Genomic DNA, 23,345 nt, shown 5'->3' with positions numbered 1-23,345 from the left:
GGTTCGCGTCGGTGCTGAGGGGCCCGGTCGAACGAATGCAGATTTGTGAAGGGGGCTGCAGATGGCTTCACCGGTCGAGACCCTGGCGGATGCGCTCATCGCGTTCATCCTGAGTCTCTTGAGAGATCCCGACGCCGCAGAGGAGTTCGCGGCGGCACCGCAGGCGACGCTGGCGAGCAAGGGCCTGCAGGACGTGTGCCGCGCCGACGTGGACGTCGTGAGGCCGATCATCATCGATCGCCCCGACGTCGTGCAGCACGGGGGCCCGCCGCCTCCGCCGCCGCACGGGCACGACCACGACCCCGTGCAGGAGATCGTGCGGATGGTGCAGCACTTCAGCACCACGGTCGATGCCCGCTCGACGGTGGTCGATCAGTCGGTCAACCAGAACATCTGGACCGAGGGCGGCGACGTCACGCAGCTGTTCGACCAGGACGCCGTGGTCGCATCCGGCGATGACTCCATCGCAGCCGGCGACGACGTGCAGGTCGTCGACTCCGAGACCGATATCTCGATGGGTGATGTGTCGATCGGCAACGAGACGAACGAAGGCAGCTTCAACCAGACAGGCACCCTGCCCGACGACGCGGCGGACGAGGAAGCGACGCCCGATGCGTCGGAGGCGCTGGATGCGGCACCCGGAGGAGTCGACGCGGTCGCCGTCGCCGAAGGGGTCGCGGACCAGTCCGCGGATGCCGTCGGCGCCGGGGTAGAGACGGCTGCAGCGGCCCCGGCGGCCGCGCCTCCGGCCGACGTGCCGGAGCCGGCAGACCTGCTGGAGGGCGACATGACCTCGGGCGCCGGCGATGCATACGAGGCCGACGCCGCCAGCGCATCGGTCGTCGACGACCCGGCGGCAGAAGTCCCGCTCGAGGATGACTGAGCCGTCGCCCACGCCCGACCCGGCGCCCCGTTCCCCCTCAGGGGAGCGGAGCGCCGGGTCGCTCGCGCGGCGCGATGATCAGGCCGGCGCGATCGGCGGCGGGCGCGAGCTGCCGGTCAGGCCCCCACTGGCCAACCCGAACAGCGCACCGGTGCTCGTGAAGGCGACCCCGCCGTTCTCGATCCGCATGACGCAGCTGCTGTGGATCCTCAGCTTCGCCGCCGGCGGGTTCGCAACGGTGTACTTCTTCGTCATCCGCAAGGATCTGCTGCCGCTCATCGCCGATGTGGCGCGCGGCGTCACCGAAGGACGAAGCGACGAGACCTACGAGTCGGCCGCCGACATCGTCTTCTGGTCGGTGTTCGCGATCATCGTCGCCGTGCTGCTGGTGCAGATCACCCTGCTCGTCTCGTTCATGAACCGTCGCCCGCACGTGCGCTGGTGGCAGCTGCTCACCCTCGGTGTGCAGGCACTTCTCGTACTGCTCTCACCCGAGTGGGTGGCGCTGGGCGCGCAGGGCGCGGCGATGCAGCCGCTTCTCGCGGCCCAGGCCGGACTCGTGCTGCTCGCTCTGCTCTGCAGCGTCATGCCCAAGGGCATCGCCTGGTCCGCCAGGCGCTTCGACCTTCGCGGCGGGCCGCAGAGTGCGCAGGCCCCCGGACGCTGACGCGACCTCGGCCAGGCTTCGCAGCACGGCGGCATGCACCTCGCGCCGCGCACGCTCGACGGCGGCGGCGTCGAGCGCGCGCCAGCGATCCAGTTCCGTCAGCACCCGCTCGCGCACGGCATCGTCGTCGGCATCCGCCGCCAGCCCGAGTCGCGAACGCGCGTCGACTCCGGACGCGCCGAGGATCCTCGCCGCGTCGGCTGCCGGCTCAGCCTCGAGCGGCAGCCCTCGCGAACGGGCCTGCGCGAGCAGAGCCAGCTCGCGCAGGACGTGCGCCGAGACCGTGAAGCGCTCGATCCCCGCCCTCACCTCCGCCGCGTCGGCCGGCGGGCTGCGTCGCAGGAGCGCGTGCAGCTGGAGCACGACACCGCGCGCCTTGAGCGTGTCCGCCCGCGGACGGAACTGGCGCTCGATGAGCTCCTCCAGCTCGGTGAGCCCGCTCTGCTGCACGAGCGCCCGAGACAACTCGGACGACGTGGCGGCGCCGCCGCGGATCAGCGCAGCCGCCAGTCGCACACCGAAGATGCCGAACCGGTGCAGCAGCCCCTCGCGCACCGTGACGCTCAGCCCGGTCGCCTCACTCGGACGCACGAAGCGGTCGGCCGAGACCAGCAGGGTCTCGCGGGCCGCGCGCTCGAGGCCTGCCAGTTCGCGCAGGGCGATGAACTCGCTCTCGCGCAGGGTCCGCGCGCCTTCGGCGAGCAGACCGGCGACCGGAACAACGGCGAGCGCGAGCGCCGACAGGTCGCCGTCGCCCTCGTAGCGCTGAGCGACCCGCCTGGCAGAGAGCAGCGAGTCGATACGGCCGGAACCGACCTCGTCTGCTCGCGAGAGCACTGCCACCGCGCACACGCTCTGCGCCGCTCCGGCGGCGGTGTCACGGAACGCCTCGAGGAACCTCACGTCGGAGCCGTGCAGGTGGCGCATGAGATAGACGACCGCATCCGCCGCGGACGGCGCATCGTCGGGAGTGAGGAACTGCGCCGTCCGCGCGGAGGTGTCGCCCGAGAGCGACGCGATGCCGGGGGTGTCGATCAGGATCAGGTCGGCGAGCGCCTCGAGCGGCCAGCCGACGTCGATCCATTCGATCTGCTCCGCCGTTCTGCCGCCGAGGTCGAACACCAGCAGCCCGTCGTCTCGGTTGATGCGCATGCGCACCTCTGTCCCGTCGCGCAGGTGCATGGTGACCCGTGGGGTCGCCGAGTGCCGGTACCACGTGACGACCCTGGTGCACTCGGCGGCGTCGGTCGCGGCTATCCTCTCACCGAGCAGCGCGTTGAGCAGAGTGGACTTGCCCGCCTTCACCATCCCTGCGAGCGCCAGGCGCAGCGGCTCGTGCAGACGCACCTCGAGCTGGTCGATCAGCATCCGCGCCGCGCGGTCTCCGGCGTACGCGGTGCGAGCCGCCTCGAGCAGCTGCTGGGTCTCGTCGATGACGGTCACGAACGCGCTCCCCGGCCGCCTATGGCTCGGACGGCACCCGATGCGCCGACGGCGTGCGCCGCGGATGAGCGCCCCTCGGCCACGGGCAGCGGCGGAAGCGGCGGTATCGCGCGTCGCACCCGCTCGAGCTCGTCGATCCGCGCCCGCAGCGTGCTGACCCGCTGGTCGCGGCTCGCCGTGTAGCCGGTGGCGGCCTGTCGCGCCCGCTGCAGCGCATCGGACAGCGAGCTGTGCAGCTCTTCGGCGAGGGAGCCGAAGTGATCTCGAGCGGTGCGCTGCACCAGGCGCAGCCGATCCTTCAGCTGCTTGCCGACCTGGAAGGTCACCTCGTCGATGTAGCGGCGGACGATGCCCTTCGCCTCCTGCTGGCGCCGCGAGAGCCGGTTGCCCATGTCCTCCCGATATGCGCGGCGTCCGACCAGCACCCCGGCCAGCAGCGACAGCGGGTTGATCAGCGCCATTCCGATCAGGCCGGTGGCGAGCCCCACCATCAGCACGCCGCCGTATGAGCCCCGCACCCCGATGTAGATCTTCTCGCCCGCGCTGAGCTGCCCGGCCTCGAGACTCGCGATGTCGTCGACGGGGTCGAGCACCCCGCGGATATCGGCCACATCGCTCAGCGGTATGTCGGCCTCGTCCTGGCTGAAGAGCTCGGCGACCTCCTCCGACAGCCAGCGCGAGCGCTCGTCGGTCCACACGAACGTCTCCGACACCGCCGCCGTGACCCTCTGGTCGAGCCACTCCCTGATCTGATCCCAGATAGGGCCTGGATCGCCCTCGTCGATCGCCTTCTCGGCCTCGCGCTGCACCTTGCGCAGCCGATCGCGGATGTCGTGCTCCATGTCGGCGACGAGGTCGGCGATGCCGTCGGTGAGCGTGACCTGCCAGCGGGCGGAGCGCCCGCGGAACTCGTCGGCACGCGATTTCGCCTCCTCCAGATCGGCGATCAGCCGGGGAGTGTCCTCGGGATGCAGCAGGGCGTTCAGCTCGGCGTGCAGCGACATGCCGAGCTGGTCGACGACCGAGCGCAGATCGTGCACGGCGCTGCGCTCGTGGATGAGCTCGGCGCGTCCCAGCACCTCTCGTCGCAGATGCGCGACCAGTGCGGGGAACCCCGATTCGTCGTTGAGGCTTCGATCCTGCGTCTCGGCCGCCAGCAGCCGCAGGTCGCTCGAGACGGAGAAGATGGGCACGTCGCCGGCATCCCTCAGGTGATCCCGGTCGATCTGCTCGATCCGCCGCCACTCCGGATACAGGTCCGTCTTGGCCAGCACCGCGGCGACGTTCGGGGAGATGCGCATCGCGTGGCGGAGGAACTGCACCTCGGGCTCGGTGTACTCCTGCGAGGCGTCCGACACCAGCAGCACGGCATGCGCCGATGAGAGCGCGGCCAGGGTCGCGAGGGAGTTCGACGACTCCAGACCGCCGACGCCGGGCGAGTCGACCAGCTGCAGACCGCCGCGCAGGATCTCACGAGGCAGCACGACCTCGGCGGCGACGATGCCGCGCTCGTTGCCGGGGTTCCCGCGCTCCGAGACGAAGTCGTTGAGCTCGGCTATCGGGATCTCCCGCCGTCGCGGGATCGTGCCAGGGGCGTCAGGCTGCTCGGTCACCCACGCCGATGCCTCGGCGCCGTACGCGACGGTGGTGGGGACGCTCGTGGCCACGTCGTCGTCGACGGGGCAGGCCGGCGCGTTGACGAGCGCATTGATGAGCTTGCTCTTGCCCTGCTTGAACTCCCCGACGACGATCACGCGCACCGCGGGATCCGCGAGTCTGTCCCTGGTGTGCGCGAGGCGGCCTGCGAGATCGTGTCGCCCCGCGGACGCGGCGAGATCGCCGACGTCCGTGATGACGTCGACGATCCGATCCTGATCTGTCCTCGGCTGATGCGGCACCGGCTCTCCCGTCCCCTCGTATCGGAGCGACGGCGGTCAGCCGAAGACGTCGAGGTCGGGCGGGCTGTCCCCCGCATCGGCGGCCGGTGCGTCGTCGCCCCACAGCAGGTCGGCGTCGACATCCCAGTCGGATTCGGCGATGTTCTCGATCTCCTGGGTGAACGCGTCCGGCGTGAAGGCGTCCTGCGTGAACCCGTCGCGGCCGAACAGGCCGGTCGTCCCCGGCGCACCCCAGACGACCCCGGGCTCGGAGTCCTCGGGCTGAAGCTCGTTTTGCTCTGACATCGCTCTCGCTCCCCGTCAGGTGCTCAGGAGTGTAGTGGTGTGCCCGGCCGTCCACCAGAGGACGGCCGGGCAGGTCGTGCGACGCGTCTGTCGCTCAGAAGTCGACCTCGTTCGCGTCTCCGAACGGGCTGCCGACGTTCGAGTTGTCCACATCGACGTCGATGTCGAGATCGGTGCTCTCCGAGTTGTCCTGGAAAGAGTCGTCCACCGACCAGTTGTCGGAGTTGTCGGTCATCGAGTTGTCCTGGAACGAGTCGTTGATCGACCAGTTGTCGGAGAAGTCGTCGTTGAACGAGTCGGTGTTCCAGGTGTTCCCGATCGAGATGTCGCCCATGTCGATGTCGGTGTCGATGTTGTGGATCGTCACGTCGTCGCCGGCCGCGACCGAGTGGTCACCCGATGCGATGTTGCTGCTCTGACCGAAGTACTGGCTGACGTTGCCGCCGTCCGCATCTCCGCCCGTCGCTCCCGCAGCCCCGCCGGCGCCGCCGTTCGCGCCGCCGCCGTCCGCGAGCGAACCCGCTGCGCCGCCCGCGCCGGTCGCGCCGCCCGCGCCGCCGGTGGCCGCTCCGCCTGCACCGCCGTCACCGAGCACGCCCATGCCGCCGTCGCCTCCGGTGCCGCTCCCACCGGCACCGCCGGCACCGGTGTCGCCGCCGCCCGCGCCCGAGAACGCCGGCCCGCCCCAGCCTCCGTCGGCGTCTCCTCCGACGGCGATGGCCGCGCCGCCGCTGCCCGACGAGGCGGTGATGTTCTGGTTGACGGACTGATCGTTGACCGTCGAGCGTGCATCGATGTCGATGTCGACGTCACCGCCCATCCCCTTCATCGCCGCCATGCCCCCGGCTGCACCTCCGAAGTCGAGGTTGAGGTCGTTGAAGCCGCTGTTGTACTGCCGGATGCCCGCGTTCACGGAGTTGTCGTTCAGCGAATCCGTGTTGTACGACTGGATGTCGTTGTAGGACTCGTTGTCGGAGTTGTCGTTGTACGAGTCGTCGTTGTTCGAGTCGTGATCCGAGTAGTCGTTGTGCGAGTCGTCGACGTTGCCGTTGTTCGAGTTGTTGTCCGAGAAGTCGTTGAGCGAGTTCTCGTTGTTCGACTGCTCATCATTGAACGAGTTGTTGTCGGAGTTGTCCGTCGTCGAGTTGTCCGAGTTGTCGGAGTTGTCGGTCTGGTTGCCCGAGTGCGCGATCCCCAGATTCCACTGGGTTCCCAGAACGTTGACGTTGTCTTCCAAAGCCATGATCGATCCCCTTGTTCGTGAGTGCCACGTGGCGCTTGATACGAGTGTGCGTCTGCAGCCGCGCCGCGGCATCGGGGGACAGCCCGAGCGCTTCGGGGATCGAACGGGGGCATCGGGGGGCTCCTCCGGGGGACGGATAGGGGCATCCGAAGGCGCCGCGGGGTACGGCAGAGGGCCCGGATGCCATGGCATCCGGGCCCTCTGAGAGCTGTTGTCGAACCGCGTCAGCGGACGACGACGGCGAGCACGTCGCGAGCCGACAGCACGAGGTACTCGTCAGCGCCGAACTTCACCTCGGTGCCGCCGTACTTGCTGTAGAGCACGCGGTCGCCCACGGCGACGTCGAGCGGAACGCGGTTGCCGTTGTCGTCGATGCGGCCGGGGCCCACTGCCACGACCTGGCCCTCCTGGGGCTTCTCCTTCGCGGTGTCGGGGATGACCAGACCGCTTGCGGTGGTCTGCTCTGCCTCGACCTGCTGGATGACGATGCGGTCCTCGAGCGGCTTGATGGAAACCGACACGGTGTACCTCTTCTTTCGTGCTTGAGATCAGAAGACTGTTAGCACTCTCGTGGTGAGGGTGCTAACTCCAGTGTATGCCGACCGTTGGCACTCATGCAATGCGAGTGCCAGCCCGTAGGCTCTCGGTGTGGAGATGTCTGAGCTGAAGGCGCTGCTCACGCGCGAAGGACTCGCGCTGCTCGACGAGGTCGGGGCGGTCGAATCGTCGGCCGACGTCGCGCGATCGGTGTCCAGGCTGCGCGCCGCCGGGCACTCCCCCGACCTCGTCTCGGCCGTGGTCGGGCAGGCGCACCTGCGGGTGAAGGCGCGGGCGAAGTTCGGCGAGTTCGCCGACCGGATGCTCTTCACCCGCGCCGGTCTCGAGCAGGCGACGCGCCTCAGCGTCGCCACCCTGCATGCCGTGCGGCTGCGCCGTGCCGGGCTCACCAGCGTCGCCGACCTCGGCTGCGGCATCGGCGGCGACAGCCTCGCCTTCGCCGGTGCAGGGCTCGTGGTCGAGGCGGTGGACGCCGACGAGGTGACAGCGGCGATCGCCGCGTACAACCTGGCGCCGTTCCCCGACGCCACCGTGCGTCAGGGAACCGCCGAGACGTCGGTCCCCGAGGTGAGCGCCCGCATCGGAGATGCGCACCTGCCGCCGACGGATTCCACGGATTCCTCCGCGCCGAGCGCACAGCTCCGCGGCGGGCTCTCGGCGGTCTGGCTGGATCCCGCCAGGCGCACCGCCGGGCACAGCGAGACGACCCGCACCTCGGCCGCCGACTGGTCGCCGTCGCTGGACTGGTGCTTCGAGGTCGCGCGCCGTCAACCCACCGGCATCAAGCTCGGCCCTGGTCTCGACCGCGATCTCATCCCCGAGGATGTCGAGGCCCAGTGGGTGAGCGCCGATGGCAGCGTGGTCGAGCTGGTGCTCTGGAGCGGGGAGCTGGCGCGACAGGGCATCCGTCGCTCGGCACTGGTGCTGCAGGGCGGCGAGGCGCACGAGATCACGGCGGCGGCCGATGCCGACGACGAGCCGGTGCGTGCCCTCGGCGCCTTTCTGCACGAGCCCGACGGTGCGGTGATCCGCGCCAGGCTGATCGGCGAGGTGGCCAGGTCACTGGAGGCGGGCATGGTCGACGATCAGATCGCGTACCTCACCGGCGACGCAGCGCTGACCAGTCCGTTCGTGCAGTCGTTCCGGGTGCGCGAGACGATGCCCGCGCACGTGAAGACGATCAATCAGGCGCTGCGCGCGAACGACATCGGGCGGATCGAGATCAAGAAGCGCGGCATGGACATCGATCCCGCGGCGTTCCGCAGGAAGCTGAGCCTGAAGGGGGCGAAGGCGGCGACGCTGATCCTCACCCGCACCCCAGGCGGACGGGTGGCGATCCTCGCCGACCGGGTCTGATCAGCCGCTGGTTTCGCCGGTCCTGTCGTCGACGCCGCAGTATCCGGAGTCGGTGTCGCAGACGATCGAGTCCGGGGTGCGGATGATCGTCAGCACCGGATCCATGTTCTCCGACAGGTTCAGCTGGTACACGGCCCTGTCGGTGCCGAGATCGAGGCGCCCGCCGGCCGACGGGTCGAGAGAAGCGCAGCCCTCGGCGATCAGGGCGTCGGGCTCGGCGACGAGCATGCAGAGCTCACCGGGCTCGAGCGTCATCCAGATGGGCAGCGTGTCGTCGTAGCCGATCAACTGCAGCGCATCGCCCCGGTAGCCGCTCGAGTCGAGGAACTCGGCGATCTCGAGGTCGCGTCCCGAGTACTGCGACCTCCAGTCGTACCTCTCGCCCGAGGCGATCTCACGTTGGATGATCGCCACGCGTTCGCCGTCGGTGTCCTCGAGCAGCACCGCCCAGATCATGACGTGCTCGCCGTCGGCCCGCAGGCCGAGGTTGGCCTGCAGGCCGAAGCTGTTCGGCTGCCCGGCCTCGGCGCATGCGGTCTGGCGCTCCTCTTCGGCGATCAGCACGAGGCACTCGCTCTCGCCTGCGCCCTTCGTGGCATGCCATGCCTCCGCGCCGTGCTTCGTGCCGACCAGCGCGACCGAGCCGGCGTCGAACTCCCCCGACGAGTCGAGCTGCACCAGCGTCTCGCGCTGCGCGCCCGTCATGCCCGGCCCGCCTCCGGCTCGCCCGAAGGCCAGCCAGCCGACGCCGAGGCCGAGAAGCACCGCGACGACGGCGGCGAGGAGCAGGATCGGGATGCCTGGACGCGGCCTGTGTCGTCCAGGAGCCGTCGCATCGCGTCCAGGAGCGGTCGCATCGTGTCCAGGAGCGGTCGCCTCGTCTTCGCCCGGTCCCGCGAGATCCGAGCGGCGCTCCGCCTCCCCCTCCGATCGCAGGGCGTCGCTCCCGCCGACGGGCGCCGCCAGCGGCTCCTGCGCTGCCGGCGGCTCCTGCTCCCCCGGTTCCGGATCCGCCGGTTCCGGATCTGCGAGCGGCGCACTCAGCACCCGAAGCTCCGAGGCCTCGGACTCCGTCAGACCGCCGCCGGGCGAGAAGGCACGCCGCTGGAGCTCTCGGCGGCGGTCGTCGCGCGCGCGGTCAGGCATCCTCTCAGCCGCCGGTTCGCACGACGGTGAGCATCGGGCCCCGCGAGGGCGTCTCGCGCACCTCGTACGTCGTGCTGCCGACGCTCAGGATGTAGACGCCGTCGTCGGGCTCGCACGATTCGACAGCGGCGTCGCTCGTCGGGTCGACGACGTACACACAGGGCCGCCCGGCCTGCGAGATGAAGACCGGCACGTCTGCGTCGTAGCCGACGACCTGCAGATACTCGGGTGCCACCCCCTGCGCGGTGAGCTTCTCGATCTGCTCCAGCTCGCCCTCGGTGAACTGCGACCGCCAGTCGAACCCTGCCGACATGTCGTAGCGCTGGATGACGAGCACCTCCCGCTCTGTGATGTCGCTGACGAGGGTCGCCCAGTACGACCACTGCTTCTCGCCGTCGACCTGACTGAGGGAGACGCCGACGGGCTCGCTGAACGGGCTGTCGTCGGCGTCCTCCGGCGGGGTGGTGCACTGGTACTCGTTCCGGTCGGCGACGTGGATCGCCACACAGACCTTCGCTCCGTCGTCTGAGGTCGCGCGCCACACCGACGCGTCGTACTTCTCGCCGAGGTAGACGATCGACCCGGGATCGAACCGAGCGGTCTTCTCGATCTCGGCCATCGCGCTCGCCTGATCGGCCGTCATGGTCGGAGTGTCGGCGCGATTGAGCAGCATCCATGCACCTGCGAAGCCGAGCACGAGCGCAACGAGCGTGGAGAGGACGAGGATCGGGACGCGCGGGCGCCTGCGCCCGTCAGGTGCGACGTGCTCCTCGGCATCGTCGGACGCCTCCTCGCGCGCCTCGTCCTCCTCGGGTACCGCATCGCCGACGCGGGACGGAGGGTGCCCTTCGTCCCCGCCCCTCGCAACTGGCTCCGGAGTCGAAGACGGGTCCGCCGGCTCGGAAGCCACCGAGGGAGCCTGCTCTTCTGGTTCGACGATCGGAGCCGCACGGGCATCCAGATCCCGCAGTTCCGCGAGCTCCGCCTCGCTCACTCCCCCGCCGGCGGCGTACGCCCGGCGCTGCAGCTCACGTCGTCGTGAGCTCTCCGCCTCGTTCAGCATCCCTCACCCCAGACTCTCGAGCTGCATCGCGGCCCACAGCAGCCATCCGGCGCTGAACAGCGTCGCGCACAGTCCGAGCACGAGCGCCCAGACCGCCACCGAGCGGTTCTCGATCGGCCGCCGCAGCGACATGATCGCGGCGATCACGGCGATAATGGCGACGGGGATCCCCCATCCGACGAACATCGACGTCGCCAGCGCGACCACCGCCGCGACGAGCGCCCACGGCGCGAGCCTGGCGTCGTCGACGGGCAGGCCGCCGGTCGACGGCTCCCACTCCGCCGGCTGCTCGTCGGCTTCCGGATGCACCGCCGCGGCCTGCTCGACGGGCACCGGCGCGGTGGGCAGCTTGCCGTACCCCCTCGACGCACCGGGCAGCGCCGCGTCGCCGCCGGGCTTCTCGACTTCGGGGGTGGGCTGCTCGATGCGCGGGTCGCTCATGCCGGCTCCACCTGGATCTCGGTCACCGGCAGCGTCGAATCCGCTCCGAAGGCGAGGGTCGACGGGCCGCGTCCGGCCGCGATCAGCTCGGCGGCGAGACCGGCTATCATCGCGCCGTTGTCGGTGCAGAGGGACAGCGGCGGGATGCGCACGGCGACACCTGCCGCCGCCGCCCGCTCGAGCGCCACCTCGCGCAGGCGCCGGTTGGCGATCACACCGCCGCCGAGCAGCAGTCGCGGCACACCCCGGTCTTCGCACGCGGCGAGCGCCTTGGTGACCAGCACGTCGATCACGGCCTCGCGGAAGCTCGCGGCGACGTCGGCGACCGGAACCTGCTCGCCGGCGGCCTCGGCGCGCTCGACCCAGCGGGCGACGGCCGTCTTCAGACCAGAGAACGAGAAGTCGTAGCGATGCGTGGCCATGTCGGATGCCTTCGACAGACCCCGCGGGAAGCGGATCGCCTTCGGGTCGCCCTCGGCGGCGGCCATGTCGATCTGCGGTCCGCCCGGATACGGCAGGCCCAGCAGCCGTGCGACCTTGTCGAACGCCTCGCCCGCCGCGTCGTCGACCGTCTCGCCGAGCAGCTCGACATCGGTGGTGAGGTCGCGCACGTGCAGCAGAGAGGTGTGCCCGCCCGAGACGAGAAGCGCGATCGTCGGGTACTCGAGCGGGGCCGTGGAGCGGTCGTCGGAGGTGAGGATGTCGGCGGCGATGTGCCCGACGAGGTGATTCACCGCATAGAGCGGCTTGCCGAGCGAGACCGCGAGGCCCTTGGCTGCGCCGACTCCGACCATGAGCGCTCCTGCGAGGCCGGGGCCGCTGGTCACCGCGATCGCATCGAGTTCCTCCAGCGTCACCTGCGCCTCGGCGAGTGCGCGGTCGATCGACGGCTGCAGCGCCTCGAGGTGGGCACGCGCCGCGACCTCGGGCACGACGCCGCCGTAGCGGGCGTGCTCGTCCATGCTCGAGGCGATCGTGTTCGACAGCAGCTGCCGACCGCGGACGATGCCGATGCCGGTCTCGTCGCAGCTCGTCTCGATCCCGAGCACCAGGGGGCCGGTCATGCGTTCGTCTCCTCTGCGGCATCCGGTTCTGCGGCATCCGTGTCGCTCGGGGTGCCGGAGTCCACCTGGATCGCAGGACCCGACCGGGCATCCGCTCCTGCGTTTCGCGTGCTCTCCTTCGTCTCGGACGCAGCCCCCGGGGCCCACGACCGCAGGTCGAGACGCATGACGACGGCATCCACATTGCCCGGCTGATAGTAGCCGGGCCTACGGCCGAGCTCGGAGAAGCCCTCCGAGCTGTAGAGCGCCTGCGCGACGGCGTTGTCGTCGCGCACGTCGAGGAACAGCTCCCGCGCGCCGCGCTCGACGGCGACCGCGATCAGGGCGCGCAGGAGCGCCCGCCCCCGCCCGCGCCCCCGCTGGGCTGCGTCGAGCGCGATGGTCTGGATGTCGGAATCGGCCGATCCGCGCAGAGCGCGCACCCCGCCGTACCCCACGACGCGGTCGCCCTCGAGGTCGACGAGGTACACATTGTGCAGACTGGCGATCTCGGTGCCCATCGTCTGCTCGCTCCACGCGTCCGAGGGGAAGCTGCGCCGCTCGAGCTCCATGATCGCGGCGAGGTCGTCGAGGGTCGCCGTGCGAAGCGTCATGAGCCGACCCGCTTCGGCGCACCCGGCTGCACCACGTCGGGCGAGCGCAGGTAGAGCGGTTCGACGTCGGCGAGCACACGGCCGCTCGCGATCGCCCTCGCGCCGACGCGGGCGAGCGCCGCGGCCGACAGCTCTGTGGCCTCGTGCGCCGGCTCGTCGAGCTCGACGCCCCTCTTCTCGAGTCGGGTCGGCGTGATCAGGTTCGGGATGCCGTCGGCATCCGCTCCGTCGAAGACGCTCACGGCGATCTCCCGCCGCCGCGCGTCGGTGACGACGGCGAACGGCCCTTCGTCGGGCGCGTCGAGCGCGATCGCGAAGTGGCTGGGGACCGGGACGAGCGGGACGCCTCGGCCGAACGCGAACGCGCGAGCCGCCGCGATCCCGATGCGCAGCCCTGTGAAGGGCCCTGGTCCCATGCCCGCCACGACGTGCGTGATCCCGGGGCGGACGACTCGCGAGAGCAGATCGCCGATGACCTCGGCGTGACCGAGCGGGTCGGGGGTGCTGGCCTCGGCGACGGTGCGCCCGTCGGCGTCGATGACGGCGACGGCCGTTCCGAGCGAGGTGTCGACGGCGAGGATCACCCTCCCAGGTTAGTCCGCGTCGCCGCCCGCGAGCCCAGGCGCACTCACGGAGAACAGGCGAACACGCGAGAACAGGACGAGATCGCGCAGATCGTCCTGCGTGCGCTCGATCGCCTGTGGCGAGCGAGTCGACGCGCTCAGCCCTCGATGCGTCGGATCGTCACGAAGCGAGGAGCATCGGCATCGAGGTCCTCGTCGCCGAGGTCGTCGTCGCCCCCGACGGGACGCTCGAGCTCGATGTCCCACCACGAGTCTGCGACGGCGGAGGCCATCGGCCGGCCCCACTCGATCACGACGACCGAGCGGGCGAAGTCGATGTCGAGGTCGTCGAGCTCGGCTGCCGATCCGAGCCGGTACGCGTCGACGTGCACGAGCGGCGCTCCCCCGACCAGCGACGGGTGGGTGCGGGCGATGACGAATGTGGGGCTCTGCACGGGACCGCGCACGCCGAGGCCCTCGGCGAGTCCGCGGGTGAAGGTCGTCTTTCCGGCACCGAGGGGTCCGGTGAGGATCAGCAGGTCGCCGGGCTGCATCTGCTCGCCGATGCGCAGGCCGAGGTTCTCCATGGCATCCGCGGTGCGGATCTCGACGCGCCCGAGGAAGGCGGGATCGACGCTCATGAGTGCGCGCTCCGCGGAACCCGCGCACCGATGCGGGTCACGATCTCGTAGTTGATGGTGCCTGCGGCATCCGCCCAGTCGGTCGCGCTCGGCAGCCCGACGGCCGGATCGCCGAACAGCACCACCTCGTCGCCCGGGCGCACCTCGTCGTCGCCGACGTCCACCACGAACTGGTCCATGGCGATGCGACCCGAGACGGTGTACCGGCGCCCGTTGATCATCACCGGGCCGCGGTCGGATGCCTGGCGGGGAACCCCGTCGGCGTAGCCGAGGGGCACGAGGGCGAGCGTCGTCTCGTTCTCGCAGCGGTAGGCGTAGTCGTACGAGACCCCGGCGCCGGCGGGCACGTGGCGCACAGCCGCGACCGACGCGCGCAGTCGCATCGCGGGGCGCAGTCCGAGATCGGCGGAGGTGCGGTCGGCGAAGGGCGAGAGACCGTACATCCCGATGCCGACGCGGACCGCGTCGAGCCGCGCCTCGGGGATGTCGATCGCGCCGGCCGTCGCGGCGAGGTGCCGGAACTCGGGGCGGATGCCGTGCGACCCGGCCTGGGCGACGATCTGCTCGTACCTGGCGAGCTGGGCGCGGTCGTCGCCGGCGCTCGCTCCGGAGAGGTGGCTGAAGATGCTGAGCACGCGGATGCGGCCGATCCGCTCGAGGCGGGCCGCCTCGGCGAAGACGCGGTCGAGATCGTCTGTCGCGATGCCGTTGCGGGAGAGGCCCGTGTCGACCTTGAGGTGGACGGATGCCGGCGGCTGCGCGGCGGCGGATGCCGAGAGCAGCTGCTCGTACGAGGAGATGCCGATCTCGATGCCCGCGTCGACAGCGTCGTCGAACCGGCGGTCGGGGGCGTGCAGCCAGGCCATGAGCGGTGCGGTGATGCCCGCCTTGCGAAGCGCCAGCGCCTCCTCGAGCGTTGCCGTTCCGAGACGGGTGGCGCCTCCGGCGAGCGCCGCCGTGGCGACTTCGGGAGCGCCGTGTCCGTATGCGTTCGCCTTGACGACGCCGATCACCTCGACGCCCGTGAGCGCGCGGAACCTCGCGACGTTGTGCGCGATCGCCCCGAGGTCGATCGACGCCTCGCGAAACGGGAAGGTGCGGGTCACAGGGCATCCGTCCTCTCGGCGATCACGTACGCGACGGCGAGGCCGGCGTCGTGCGTCATGCTCAGGTGCAGCGCGGTGATGCCGCGCTCTGCGACGACCGCCGCGGTCGAGCCACTGAGCACGAAGTGCGGTTTGCCCGACGGCTCGGCGCCGATCTCGATCTCGGTCCAGTAGACGCCGTCGCTGCCGCCGAGCGCCTTGATCAGCGCCTCCTTCGCCGCGTAGCGCGCGGCCAGCGAGCGCAGCTTCAGCCGCTGCTCCGATTCGGTGAACAGCCGGGGCAGCAGGCGAGGGGTGCGGGTGACCGAGCGCTCGAACCGCGCGATGTCGACGAGGTCGATGCCGGTGCCCATGATCACCCGTTCAGCCTACTCGGCGGCATCCGGCCCTCCCCCGCCCTACCGCCTCCTGCCCGCCCGCCTCGCCGTCTCCTGCCGCCCGCCCGCCCGCCGCACACATGTCGGCGCAGACCACGGATGCAGGCGGAGACCGCCCATTCGCGCCGACATCCGTACATCCCGCCGACATTCGTCCGCCGCGAGGCCTTCCCACTCTTTCTGCACAGACGGCCGACTCGGCCGATCCATCCACAATCTCCTCTGCCTCAACCCGCTGACGCCCCTGTCCGACGATGCTCGAGGAGTGCTCGCTCCCGCTGACCTTCTCGCCCGCTTCGGCGGCATCGCCCGCGGTGTGCAGCTGCAGGAGTACGGATGCAGTCGGCATGTTCTCGCGGATGCCGTGAACCACGGCAGGATCCGCCGCGTCCGCCCCGGGGTGTTCGCCCTGCCGACTGCCGACCCGAAAGTGGTCGCCGCCGCGGCGCACGGAGGCGAGCTCACGTGCGCCGATGCGCTCCGTGCCCGCGGAGTGTGGACGCTCTCCGGCTCCAACGACCGCGTGCACGTCTGGCTGGGCCGCGCCGGCCGGCGTCACACTCACCCCGGCTGCGAGTGCACCGCGCACCACTCGCCCGGCATGGCGCGGGTCGGATGCGCCTCGGCGGCGACGGCGCTGATCCATGCCTACCGCTGCCTCCCCGCCGAGGAGTTCTTCGCCGCCTATGAGTCGGCCTGGAACCGCCGCCTGCTCTCGGCATCCGACCGCCGCCGCATCGCCGCGGAGCTGCCGGCCGCGGCCCAGTGGATGCTGCAGCTCGCGCGATCCGACGCCCAGAGCGGGCTGGAGTCGCTGCTTCGCTTCCGCCTGCACCTTCTCGGCATCCGTCTCGACTGCCAGGTGGCGATCGAGGGAGTCGGCCGGGTGGATTTCGTCGTGGGGAGCCGGCTCATCCTCGAGGTCGACGGCCGCCAGAACCACCACGGCGCCGAACGACGTCACAACGACCTCGTGCGCGATGCGGCGGCGTCCGCCCTGGGCTTCGAGACGCTGCGCTTCGACTACGCGCTCGTGGTGCACCAGTGGAACATGGTCGTGCCTGCGATCCTCGCGGCGATGGGCCGCATCGGCGACTGAACTTCGCTGCTCGAGGCGGCTTCGCGCCCACCACCCGCCTGCCCGAGGCGGCTTCGCGCCCACCCCCCCGCCTGCCCACCCGCCCGCACGCCCGCCTGCACCACGCGCTCACATGTCGGCAGAAATGACGGATGTCGGCGGGATCGGCCGATTCCTGCCGACATCCGTAAGGCCTGCCGACATCCGGCGGGCCCGACCTCAAGAAGGGCGGCCCCGACGCGTCGGGGCCGTCAGCTCACTCGACCGTGACGGACTTGGCGAGGTTGCGCGGCTGGTCGACGTCGAGGCCCTTCGCCGTGGCCAGCGCCATGGCGAAGATCTGCAGCGGAACCACGGCGAGCACCGGCTCGAACATGGCCCCCGCGAGCGGGATGCGGATGACCTCGTCGGCGAAGGGCAGCACGGCGGCGTCGCCCTCCTCCGCGATCACGATCACGCGAGCGCCGCGGGCGCGGATCTCCTGGATGTTCGACACCACCTTCGAGTGCACCAGCGCAGAGTGGCGCGGCGACGGCACGAGCACGAAGACGGGCTGGCCGGGCTCGATCAGCGCGATCGGGCCGTGCTTGAGCTCTCCGGCTGCGAAGCCCTCGGCGTGGATGTACGAGATCTCCTTGAGCTTGAGCGCGCCCTCGAGCGCGATCGGGTAGCCCACGTGGCGGCCGAGGAACAGCACCGAGCGGGTGTCGGCCATCCAGCCGGCCAGCTGCGAGACGTGCTCCTCTTCGTCGGCGAGCACCGCGGCGATCTTCTCGGGCAGCGCCTGCAGCTCCGCCACGTCGGCGGCGGCTCCGGATGCCAGGGTGCCCCGCACACGGCCCATGTGCAGGCCGAGCAGCAGCAGGGCGGTGATCTGCGCCGAGAACGCCTTGGTCGACGCGACGGCGACCTCGGGGCCGGCGTGGGTGTAGACGACGGCATCCGACTCGCGCGGAATGGTCGCGCCCTGGGTGTTGCAGATCGACAGTGTTCGCGCACCGCGCTCGCGGGCGTACTTCACGGCCATCAGGGTGTCCATGGTCTCGCCGGACTGGCTGATCGAGATGACCAGGGTGCGGTCGCCGATCACCGGGTCGCGGTAGCGGAACTCGTGCGCGAGCTCCACATCGACCGGGACGCGGGCCCACTGCTCGAGGGCGTACTTGCCGACCAGCGCCGCGTACGACGCCGTGCCGCAGGCGGTGATGATGACGCGATCGATGCCCATGAACAGCTCGTCGAGCCCGTCGAGCTCGGGGATGACGACCTCGTCGCCCTGCACGCGTCCGCGGATCGTGTTGGCGACCGCCTCGGGCTGCTCCGCGACCTCCTTGGCCATGAACGAGGGCCATCCGCCCTTCTCGGCCGCTGCGGCATCCCACGAGACCTCGAAAGGCTGCGCCTCGACAGGGTTGCCGTCGAAGTCGGTGACCACGACCTCGTCTGGAGTGATCGACACCATCTGGTCCTGGCCGATCGCCAGCGCCTTGCGGGTGTGCTCCACGAAGGCCGCGACGTCGGAACCGAGGAAGTTCTCGCCCTCGCCAAGGCCGATCACGAGCGGCGAGTTGCGTCGCGCGCCGACGACGACCCCCGGCTGGTCCTGGTGCATGGCGAGCAGCGTGAAGGCGCCCTCGAGGCGGTTGACGACGGCGCGGAAGGCTGAGGCGAGATCTCCGGATGCCCGGTACTCGCGCCCCAGCAGCGCCGCGGCCACCTCGGTGTCGGTCTCGCTGCGGAAGGTGACCCCCTCGGCGACGAGCTCGTCGCGCAGCACGCTGAAGTTCTCGATGATGCCGTTGTGGATGACGGCGAGCCTGTCGTCGTCGGCCAGGTGCGGGTGCGCGTTCACGTCGGTGGGGCCGCCGTGGGTCGCCCACCTGGTGTGCCCGATGCCGGTGGTGCCGTCGCCGAGCGCGTGGTCGGCGAGCGAGTCGCGCAGCACGGCGAGCTTGCCGGCCTTCTTGCGCATGCCCAGGTCGCCCTGCTCATCGATCACAGCGATGCCGGCCGAGTCGTACCCGCGGTACTCGAGGCGGGCGAGGCCTGCGAGAAGGATGTCCTGGCTGGGCCGCGGGCCCACGTATCCGACGATTCCACACATGATCCCCAGGATAAGCGGCGGGTTTTGCGAGGGTTCCGAACGAACCCGATGCCCCCTCTGCGGGGGCGGTTCACAGCCGGATCCGCGATGATCTGTGTATGGCAACTTCTGACCCTGTCGCGGACGCGCGCCGAAACGGCCGCTCGCGGCGTGCTCGTCGGTGGATCTGGGGCATCGTGTTCGGCCTGGTCGGCGTGCTCGTCGCCGTCGCCGTCATCGGCGTGACTTACATCGCCGGACTGTCGTCGTCGTATGACAAGGCGGAGACGCTGCCGTCGGCGGAGGTCTTCCCCACCGACGTGCCCCGGCCGACGCCCACCAAGAACGTGGATGCGAAGAACATCCTGCTGCTCGGATCGGACTCCAGGAAGGGCCTCGGAGGGTCGGTCGAGGAGATCCGCGGTCAGCGCGCCGACAGCATGCTGCTCGTGCACATCCCCGCCGACCGATCCGGCGTGCAGGTGATCTCGTTCATGCGCGACAACTGGGTGCAGATCCCCGGTCACGGCGGCGCGAAGCTCAACGCGGCGCTGGCATTCGGCGGGACGCCGCTGCTCGTGCAGACGCTGGAGGAGATCACCGACGTGCGCATCGACCACGTCGCCATCACCGACTTCGAGGGCTTCAAGGGGCTCAGCGAGGCCCTCGACGGGGTCACCGTGAACAACTCCGTGGCGTTCAAGAACCAGGGCTTCGAATTCCCCCAGGGCCCGATCGACCTGCGCGGCCAGGAGGCGCTCGCCTACGTGCAGGCGCGCTACCCGTTCAAGGACGGCGACTACCAGCGCGTGCGCAACCAGCAGGCGTTCATCAAGGGCATGCTCGACAAGCTGGTCAGCAGGGAGACGCTGACCGATCCGGGGCGCATCGCCGCCTCGGTCGACGCTCTCGCCCCCTTCCTCGCCGTCGACGAGGGTCTGGACGCCGGCACGGTGGCGTCGCTGGGTCTCAGCCTGCGCGAAGTCGACAAGAGCGAGATCATCTTCCTCACCTCGCCCACACTCGGCACGGGCATGGTGGGCGATCAGTCGATCGTCCGCCCCGACTGGGACGGCCTCGCCGCCCTCTCGGAGGCGCTGAAGAACGACACCGTCCCGCAGTTCGCCGCGGAGTACCCGAGCAGGTGACCGTCGGGCCGCTGCTCAGACCTTGCGCAGCTGCACGCTCTCGACGGCATGCTCGGCGCCCTTGCGCAGCACGAGCGTGGCGCGGTGCTTCGTCGGCATGACGTTCTCGACGAGGTTGGGCATGTTGATCTCGTTCCAGTAGCCCAGCGCCGTCGTCACCGCCTCGTCGTCTGTGAGGTGCGCGAACACGTTGAAGTACGACGACGGATTGCTGAAGGCGCCCTGCCGGAGGGCGAGGAATCGATCGATGTACCAGCGCTCGATGTGCGCGGTGTCGGCGTCGACGAAGATCGAGAAGTCGAACAGGTCGCTGACGGCGACGTCGTTCGGCGCGGGCGGCGGCTGCAGCACGTTGAGCCCCTCGACGATGACGACGTCGGGGCGACGGACGACCACGTGCGCGTCGGGGACGATGTCGTAGCGCATGTGGGAGTAGAAGGGCGCGCGCACCTCGGCGGCGCCGCTCTTCACCTCGGTGAGGAATGAGATGAGCGCACGGCGGTCGTACGACTCGGGGAAGCCCTTGCGGTCCATCAGCCCGCGCCGTTCGAGCTCGGCGTTCGGGTAGAGGAAGCCGTCGGTGGTGACGAGCTCGACGCGCGGGGTGCCTGGCCAGCGGCTCATCAGCTCGCGCAGCAGTCGCGCGATGGTGGACTTGCCCACGGCGACCGAGCCGGCGACGCCGACGACGAACGGGGTGGTCGTGTCGCTCTCCTGTAGGAACGCGCTGGTGGCCGCTCCGAGCTCCCTGGTCGAGCTGGCGTACAGACTGAGCAGGCGGCTCAGCGGGAGGTAGACCTCGCGCACCTCGGTGATGTCGAGCCGGTCGCCGATGCCGCGGATGCCGACGACCTCCGTCTCGGTCAGCGGCTGATCGATCCCCGCTGCGAGGCGCGCCCAGTCGGCGCGGTCGATCTCACGATACGGAGACAGCGGCAGTGTCGAATCGGCGACGGTCACGGTGTCAATCGTAGCGATCGCACCGTCGGCATCCCTCCGGGGCGGTTCTCATGGGCGAGGTCATAGGCTGAAGGGGTGACCGATCGCGATGACTTCAGCGCTCCTCGCCTGCGCCGATCAGATCTGCGACGTCTGCGCGACTCGCTTCTGAAGGGCGAGACATCGCTGCCCGTCGGGGTTCCGGCACCGGTTGCCCTGGCCGCGGAGTCGTCTGCCGCCGGAGGCGGGACGATCATGACGGTCTGCACCGGGAACATCTGTCGCTCGCCCATGGCCGAGGTGCTGCTGCGTGCAGCGCTCGTCGGCACGGGGATCCGCGTTCACAGCGCGGGCACGCATGCCCTGGTCGACGAGGCGATGACTCCGCAGGCGCTGCAGCTGGCGCTGTCGAACGGTGCGGATGCGTCGGGGGCGGATGCCCATCGCGCGCGCCTGCTCACAGAACCGCTGCTCGCCGAGACCGACCTCGTCCTCACGATGGCTCGGGAGCATCGGTCTGCCGTGGTGCAGATGGCCCCGGCTCTGCTGCATCGGACGTTCACCGTGCGGGAGTTCGCCCGGCTCGCCGCCACGCTCGGAGACGACGAGGTGCGGGGCGGCGTGGCCGCCGACGGCTCCGACGCGGGGGCGCGCCTGCGGTCCCTCGCGCGGCTCGTCGGGGGGCAACGAGGGCTTATGGCCGCTCGTCCCGACGACGACGACGTCATCGACCCTTACCGCCGATCCCAGACGACGTACGACCTGTCGGCCTCGCAGCTCGTGCCTGCTGTCGCCGAGGCCGCGCGGGTGATCCGCGCCGCGCTCCCGTGACGGCCACGCGGCCGTCGAGCGAACGCAGCGTATCGAAGCGCCTCATCCTCTCGCGCGCCGCGCGCGTGCTGCTCGTGCCCTACCTGATCGCGCTCGCGCTGATCGTGTGGCTGCCGGCCCCTGAAGCGTCGACGGTGACCGGTGTCGTCTTCGAGATCGCACACGAGGTCAGCCGGCTCTCCGGGATGACCGTCGAGATCAGCTACGCGATCTTCGAGTTCGTCGCGAACATCGTCCTGTTCGTGCCGTTGGGGCTGCTGCTGTCTCTGTCGTGGCCGGGCGCCGGCCTCTGGACCATCGTGCTGCTGGGCTGCTCGACGAGCGCGACCATCGAACTCGTCCAGCTGCTGCTGCCCAGCCGCGTCACGGCACTGTCCGACGTGATCGCCAACACTCTCGGCACGGCGGCCGGGGCGCTGACGGCCGGCATGATCATCGGACTCGGTCGACGCGAGCGCCGCCGCTGGCGTGCGGCCCCCGCCGTCCGTCGTGCAGCGTCACCCGGCTCGTCCGTGGACGGGTCGAGCACTCGATGCGCGCATCATCTGCCGGACCGAGCGAACCCCGTGCGCGAATGGCCGCGCTGCGAAGGTCCAGTAGCCGCACAGGGCCAGCGCCACGCATCCGAGGGCGGGCAGCGGCTCGAGCCACCAGGCCGACGCCATGAACACGGCCACGACGCCGAGCTCGGCCAGGGAGAGGGCCGACCATCGGAGGCCGAAGACCCGTCGCACCTTCGCCTCGACGAGTGATGCGCGCAGAAGCGTCACGATGAACACCGATATGACCACGAGCTCGAGACTGCGCATCGCGAATGCGGCGACGACGGCCAGGACGAACACCGTCGCGACGCCGATGAGATTGTGCGCCATGAGCGCCTTCTCGTACCGCATGGCCTTCAGGTAGTTCGTTCCGATCAGCCGCAGCTGGGCCTCGTAGACGAACACCGGGAACATCAGAGCCAGGAACCGCAGTCCGTCGCGGTAGTCGGGCAGCGCCCACGATGCGAGTGCCATCAGCGGTATGCAGAACAGCAGCAGTGAGAGCATCGTCGACATGATGATCGGTCGCGCGGCGACATACACATCGCGAAGGCGAGATGCATCCAGCAGACGCAGCCAGGGGAACACCACGACGGCCACAGACGTCACCGCCACCAGCACGATGTTCGCCGTGTTGAACGCCAGCGACACCGAGCCGAACACCGCGACCGACCATTCGGCTTCGATCATCCAGCGCGCGATGCTGGGCACCAGCATGGCCGACAGATTCGCGATCAGCACGCTCGTTCCCGCACGTCCGTTCCCGACCAGCTCCGCCCATCCCCGCCGAGCCGACGCGAGTCGGCCCCACACGCTCGAGCGCGCCACGATGACGGCGAGGACGAGCGCGGTCGCCTTCCCCGCGATGTCGGCCTGGAGCAGAGGGATGATGTCGCGCACGCCGCCGAGGACGAGGGCGAACGTCAGCACGACCACGATCAGGCGCTCGACGGCTGTGATCGTCGCGTAGGCCGTCATCCGGAAGGTCGCCTGAAGGGTCATGGTCAGCAGCGTCCGGGGCACGAAGAGCACGGCGCCCACGCAGGCGTAGACCATGATCTGAGCCCGCAGATGGTCGGGCGCGAGCGCGATGAACGCAGCGGCGATCCCCAGGTTGGCGACGAAGACGACGCCGAGGTACAGCCAGAACTCCGTCCGGAAGAGAGGATGATCCAGTTCGCCGTACTGCCTCCCCGCATAGCGCAGCTGCACTCCGTCGGTCACGCCGAACGTCACGTAGCCCAGCACGAGCGTGTACAGCTGGAAGAGCTGCCAGTACCCGTACTCCGTGGGAGAGAGGAACAGGGGGAGCCCGAATATCAGCACGGCGTTGAACGCGAGAACGGCGAGGTTCCCCGTGAGCACCGATGCGATGCCGCGCATCACGCCCATCACGC

22 protein-coding genes and 1 pseudogene are annotated in these 23,345 nt (G+C 70.1%); 6 read left to right on the top strand and 17 right to left on the bottom strand.

Annotation, left to right across the window (positions count from 1 at the left end):
• Positions 1–61 precede the first annotated feature (61 nt).
• On the top strand, positions 62–883 hold the full coding sequence (locus FVO59_RS09670) for an IniB N-terminal domain-containing protein (protein WP_182252444.1): 822 nt from the start codon (positions 62–64) through the stop codon (positions 881–883).
• Positions 884–1,370: 487 nt separating this feature from the next.
• On the opposite strand, the gene FVO59_RS09665 is transcribed toward FVO59_RS09670, so the two are convergent.
• From FVO59_RS09665 to groES, 5 genes are all read right to left on the bottom strand, one after another.
• Positions 1,371–2,993: a dynamin family protein gene (locus FVO59_RS09665; protein WP_259363141.1), complete on the bottom strand. Its 1,623-nt coding sequence runs from the start codon at positions 2,991–2,993 to the stop codon at positions 1,371–1,373.
• Complete coding sequence (locus FVO59_RS09660; protein ID WP_259363140.1) at positions 2,990–4,891, bottom strand: dynamin family protein; 1,902 nt, start codon at positions 4,889–4,891, stop codon at positions 2,990–2,992. Before FVO59_RS09660 ends, FVO59_RS09665 begins: the two co-directional genes overlap by 4 nt.
• A gap of 36 nt (positions 4,892–4,927) precedes the next feature.
• Entirely contained in the window at positions 4,928–5,176 is a 249-nt protein-coding gene (locus tag FVO59_RS09655) for a hypothetical protein (RefSeq protein WP_182252443.1), read from the bottom strand.
• Between the two features lie 94 nt (positions 5,177–5,270).
• Positions 5,271–6,419, bottom strand: coding sequence for a hypothetical protein (locus FVO59_RS09650; RefSeq protein ID WP_182252442.1), 1,149 nt, complete (start codon positions 6,417–6,419; stop codon positions 5,271–5,273).
• A gap of 224 nt (positions 6,420–6,643) precedes the next feature.
• On the bottom strand, positions 6,644–6,940 hold the full coding sequence (gene groES, locus FVO59_RS09645; RefSeq protein ID WP_099196502.1) for a co-chaperone GroES: 297 nt from the start codon (positions 6,938–6,940) through the stop codon (positions 6,644–6,646).
• A gap of 127 nt (positions 6,941–7,067) precedes the next feature.
• Between groES and FVO59_RS09640 the strand changes: the two genes are divergently transcribed.
• On the top strand, positions 7,068–8,333 hold the full coding sequence (locus FVO59_RS09640) for a class I SAM-dependent methyltransferase (RefSeq protein ID WP_182252441.1): 1,266 nt from the start codon (positions 7,068–7,070) through the stop codon (positions 8,331–8,333).
• On the opposite strand, the gene FVO59_RS09635 is transcribed toward FVO59_RS09640, so the two are convergent.
• From FVO59_RS09635 to FVO59_RS09595, 9 genes are all read right to left on the bottom strand, one after another.
• A complete protein-coding gene (locus tag FVO59_RS09635) occupies positions 8,334–9,479 on the bottom strand; it encodes a hypothetical protein (protein ID WP_182252440.1) in 1,146 nt (381 codons plus the stop codon).
• Between the two features lie 4 nt (positions 9,480–9,483).
• Positions 9,484–10,542 (bottom strand): hypothetical protein, encoded by a 1,059-nt coding sequence (locus tag FVO59_RS09630; protein ID WP_182252439.1) that lies wholly within the window; start codon positions 10,540–10,542, stop codon positions 9,484–9,486.
• 3 nt (positions 10,543–10,545) lie between these two features.
• On the bottom strand, positions 10,546–10,983 hold the full coding sequence (locus tag FVO59_RS09625; RefSeq protein ID WP_182252438.1) for a hypothetical protein: 438 nt from the start codon (positions 10,981–10,983) through the stop codon (positions 10,546–10,548).
• Complete coding sequence (gene tsaD, locus FVO59_RS09620) at positions 10,980–12,047, bottom strand: tRNA (adenosine(37)-N6)-threonylcarbamoyltransferase complex transferase subunit TsaD (RefSeq protein ID WP_182252437.1); 1,068 nt, start codon at positions 12,045–12,047, stop codon at positions 10,980–10,982. The genes FVO59_RS09625 and tsaD overlap by 4 nt, the downstream gene beginning before the upstream one ends.
• A complete protein-coding gene (rimI, locus tag FVO59_RS09615) occupies positions 12,044–12,640 on the bottom strand; it encodes a ribosomal protein S18-alanine N-acetyltransferase (protein WP_182252436.1) in 597 nt (198 codons plus the stop codon). Before rimI ends, tsaD begins: the two co-directional genes overlap by 4 nt.
• Positions 12,637–13,224: a tRNA (adenosine(37)-N6)-threonylcarbamoyltransferase complex dimerization subunit type 1 TsaB gene (gene tsaB, locus FVO59_RS09610; protein ID WP_182252435.1), complete on the bottom strand. Its 588-nt coding sequence runs from the start codon at positions 13,222–13,224 to the stop codon at positions 12,637–12,639. Before tsaB ends, rimI begins: the two co-directional genes overlap by 4 nt.
• 137 nt (positions 13,225–13,361) lie before the next feature.
• Entirely contained in the window at positions 13,362–13,844 is a 483-nt protein-coding gene (tsaE, locus tag FVO59_RS09605; protein ID WP_182252434.1) for a tRNA (adenosine(37)-N6)-threonylcarbamoyltransferase complex ATPase subunit type 1 TsaE, read from the bottom strand.
• On the bottom strand, positions 13,841–14,950 hold the full coding sequence (alr, locus tag FVO59_RS09600) for an alanine racemase (RefSeq protein WP_182252433.1): 1,110 nt from the start codon (positions 14,948–14,950) through the stop codon (positions 13,841–13,843). Before alr ends, tsaE begins: the two co-directional genes overlap by 4 nt.
• Complete coding sequence (locus FVO59_RS09595) at positions 14,947–15,309, bottom strand: holo-ACP synthase (RefSeq protein WP_182252432.1); 363 nt, start codon at positions 15,307–15,309, stop codon at positions 14,947–14,949. The genes alr and FVO59_RS09595 overlap by 4 nt, the downstream gene beginning before the upstream one ends.
• A gap of 283 nt (positions 15,310–15,592) precedes the next feature.
• Between FVO59_RS09595 and FVO59_RS09590 the strand changes: the two genes are divergently transcribed.
• Entirely contained in the window at positions 15,593–16,426 is an 834-nt protein-coding gene (locus FVO59_RS09590; protein WP_182252431.1) for a DUF559 domain-containing protein, read from the top strand.
• Positions 16,427–16,661: 235 nt separating this feature from the next.
• On the opposite strand, the gene glmS is transcribed toward FVO59_RS09590, so the two are convergent.
• A complete protein-coding gene (gene glmS, locus FVO59_RS09585) occupies positions 16,662–18,509 on the bottom strand; it encodes a glutamine--fructose-6-phosphate transaminase (isomerizing) (RefSeq protein ID WP_182252430.1) in 1,848 nt (615 codons plus the stop codon).
• Positions 18,510–18,607: 98 nt separating this feature from the next.
• On the opposite strand from glmS, the gene FVO59_RS09580 reads away from it, so the two are divergent.
• On the top strand, positions 18,608–19,636 hold the full coding sequence (locus FVO59_RS09580) for an LCP family protein (RefSeq protein WP_182252429.1): 1,029 nt from the start codon (positions 18,608–18,610) through the stop codon (positions 19,634–19,636).
• A gap of 15 nt (positions 19,637–19,651) precedes the next feature.
• Here FVO59_RS09580 and coaA read toward each other — a convergent pair whose 3' ends face one another.
• Positions 19,652–20,605: a type I pantothenate kinase gene (gene coaA / locus FVO59_RS09575; protein WP_182256669.1), complete on the bottom strand. Its 954-nt coding sequence runs from the start codon at positions 20,603–20,605 to the stop codon at positions 19,652–19,654.
• 66 nt (positions 20,606–20,671) lie between these two features.
• On the opposite strand from coaA, the gene FVO59_RS09570 reads away from it, so the two are divergent.
• Both FVO59_RS09570 and FVO59_RS16675 read left to right on the top strand, forming a co-directional pair.
• Positions 20,672–21,406 carry an arsenate reductase/protein-tyrosine-phosphatase family protein gene (locus tag FVO59_RS09570; protein ID WP_182252428.1) on the top strand — a complete coding sequence of 245 codons (735 nt, stop codon included), beginning with the start codon at positions 20,672–20,674 and terminating at the stop codon, positions 21,404–21,406.
• A pseudogene (locus FVO59_RS16675) lies at positions 21,403–21,771 on the top strand (VanZ family protein); the annotation flags it as partial. The gene FVO59_RS09570 and the pseudogene FVO59_RS16675, both read left to right, overlap by 4 nt.
• Before the next feature lie 132 nt (positions 21,772–21,903).
• On the opposite strand, the gene FVO59_RS16505 reads toward FVO59_RS16675, so the two are convergent.
• The gene (locus FVO59_RS16505) at positions 21,904–23,334 is read right to left on the bottom strand and encodes a lipopolysaccharide biosynthesis protein (protein WP_259363138.1); all 1,431 of its coding nucleotides are present in this window, start codon (positions 23,332–23,334) and stop codon (positions 21,904–21,906) included.
• Positions 23,335–23,345: the final 11 nt, after the last annotated feature.

Source organism: Microbacterium esteraromaticum (genome assembly GCF_014084045.1).
GTDB classification, from domain to species: domain Bacteria; phylum Actinomycetota; class Actinomycetes; order Actinomycetales; family Microbacteriaceae; genus Microbacterium; species Microbacterium esteraromaticum_D.
Note: the sequence above shows the minus strand (reverse complement) of the source record. Positions and strands in the feature narration are given on the sequence as shown.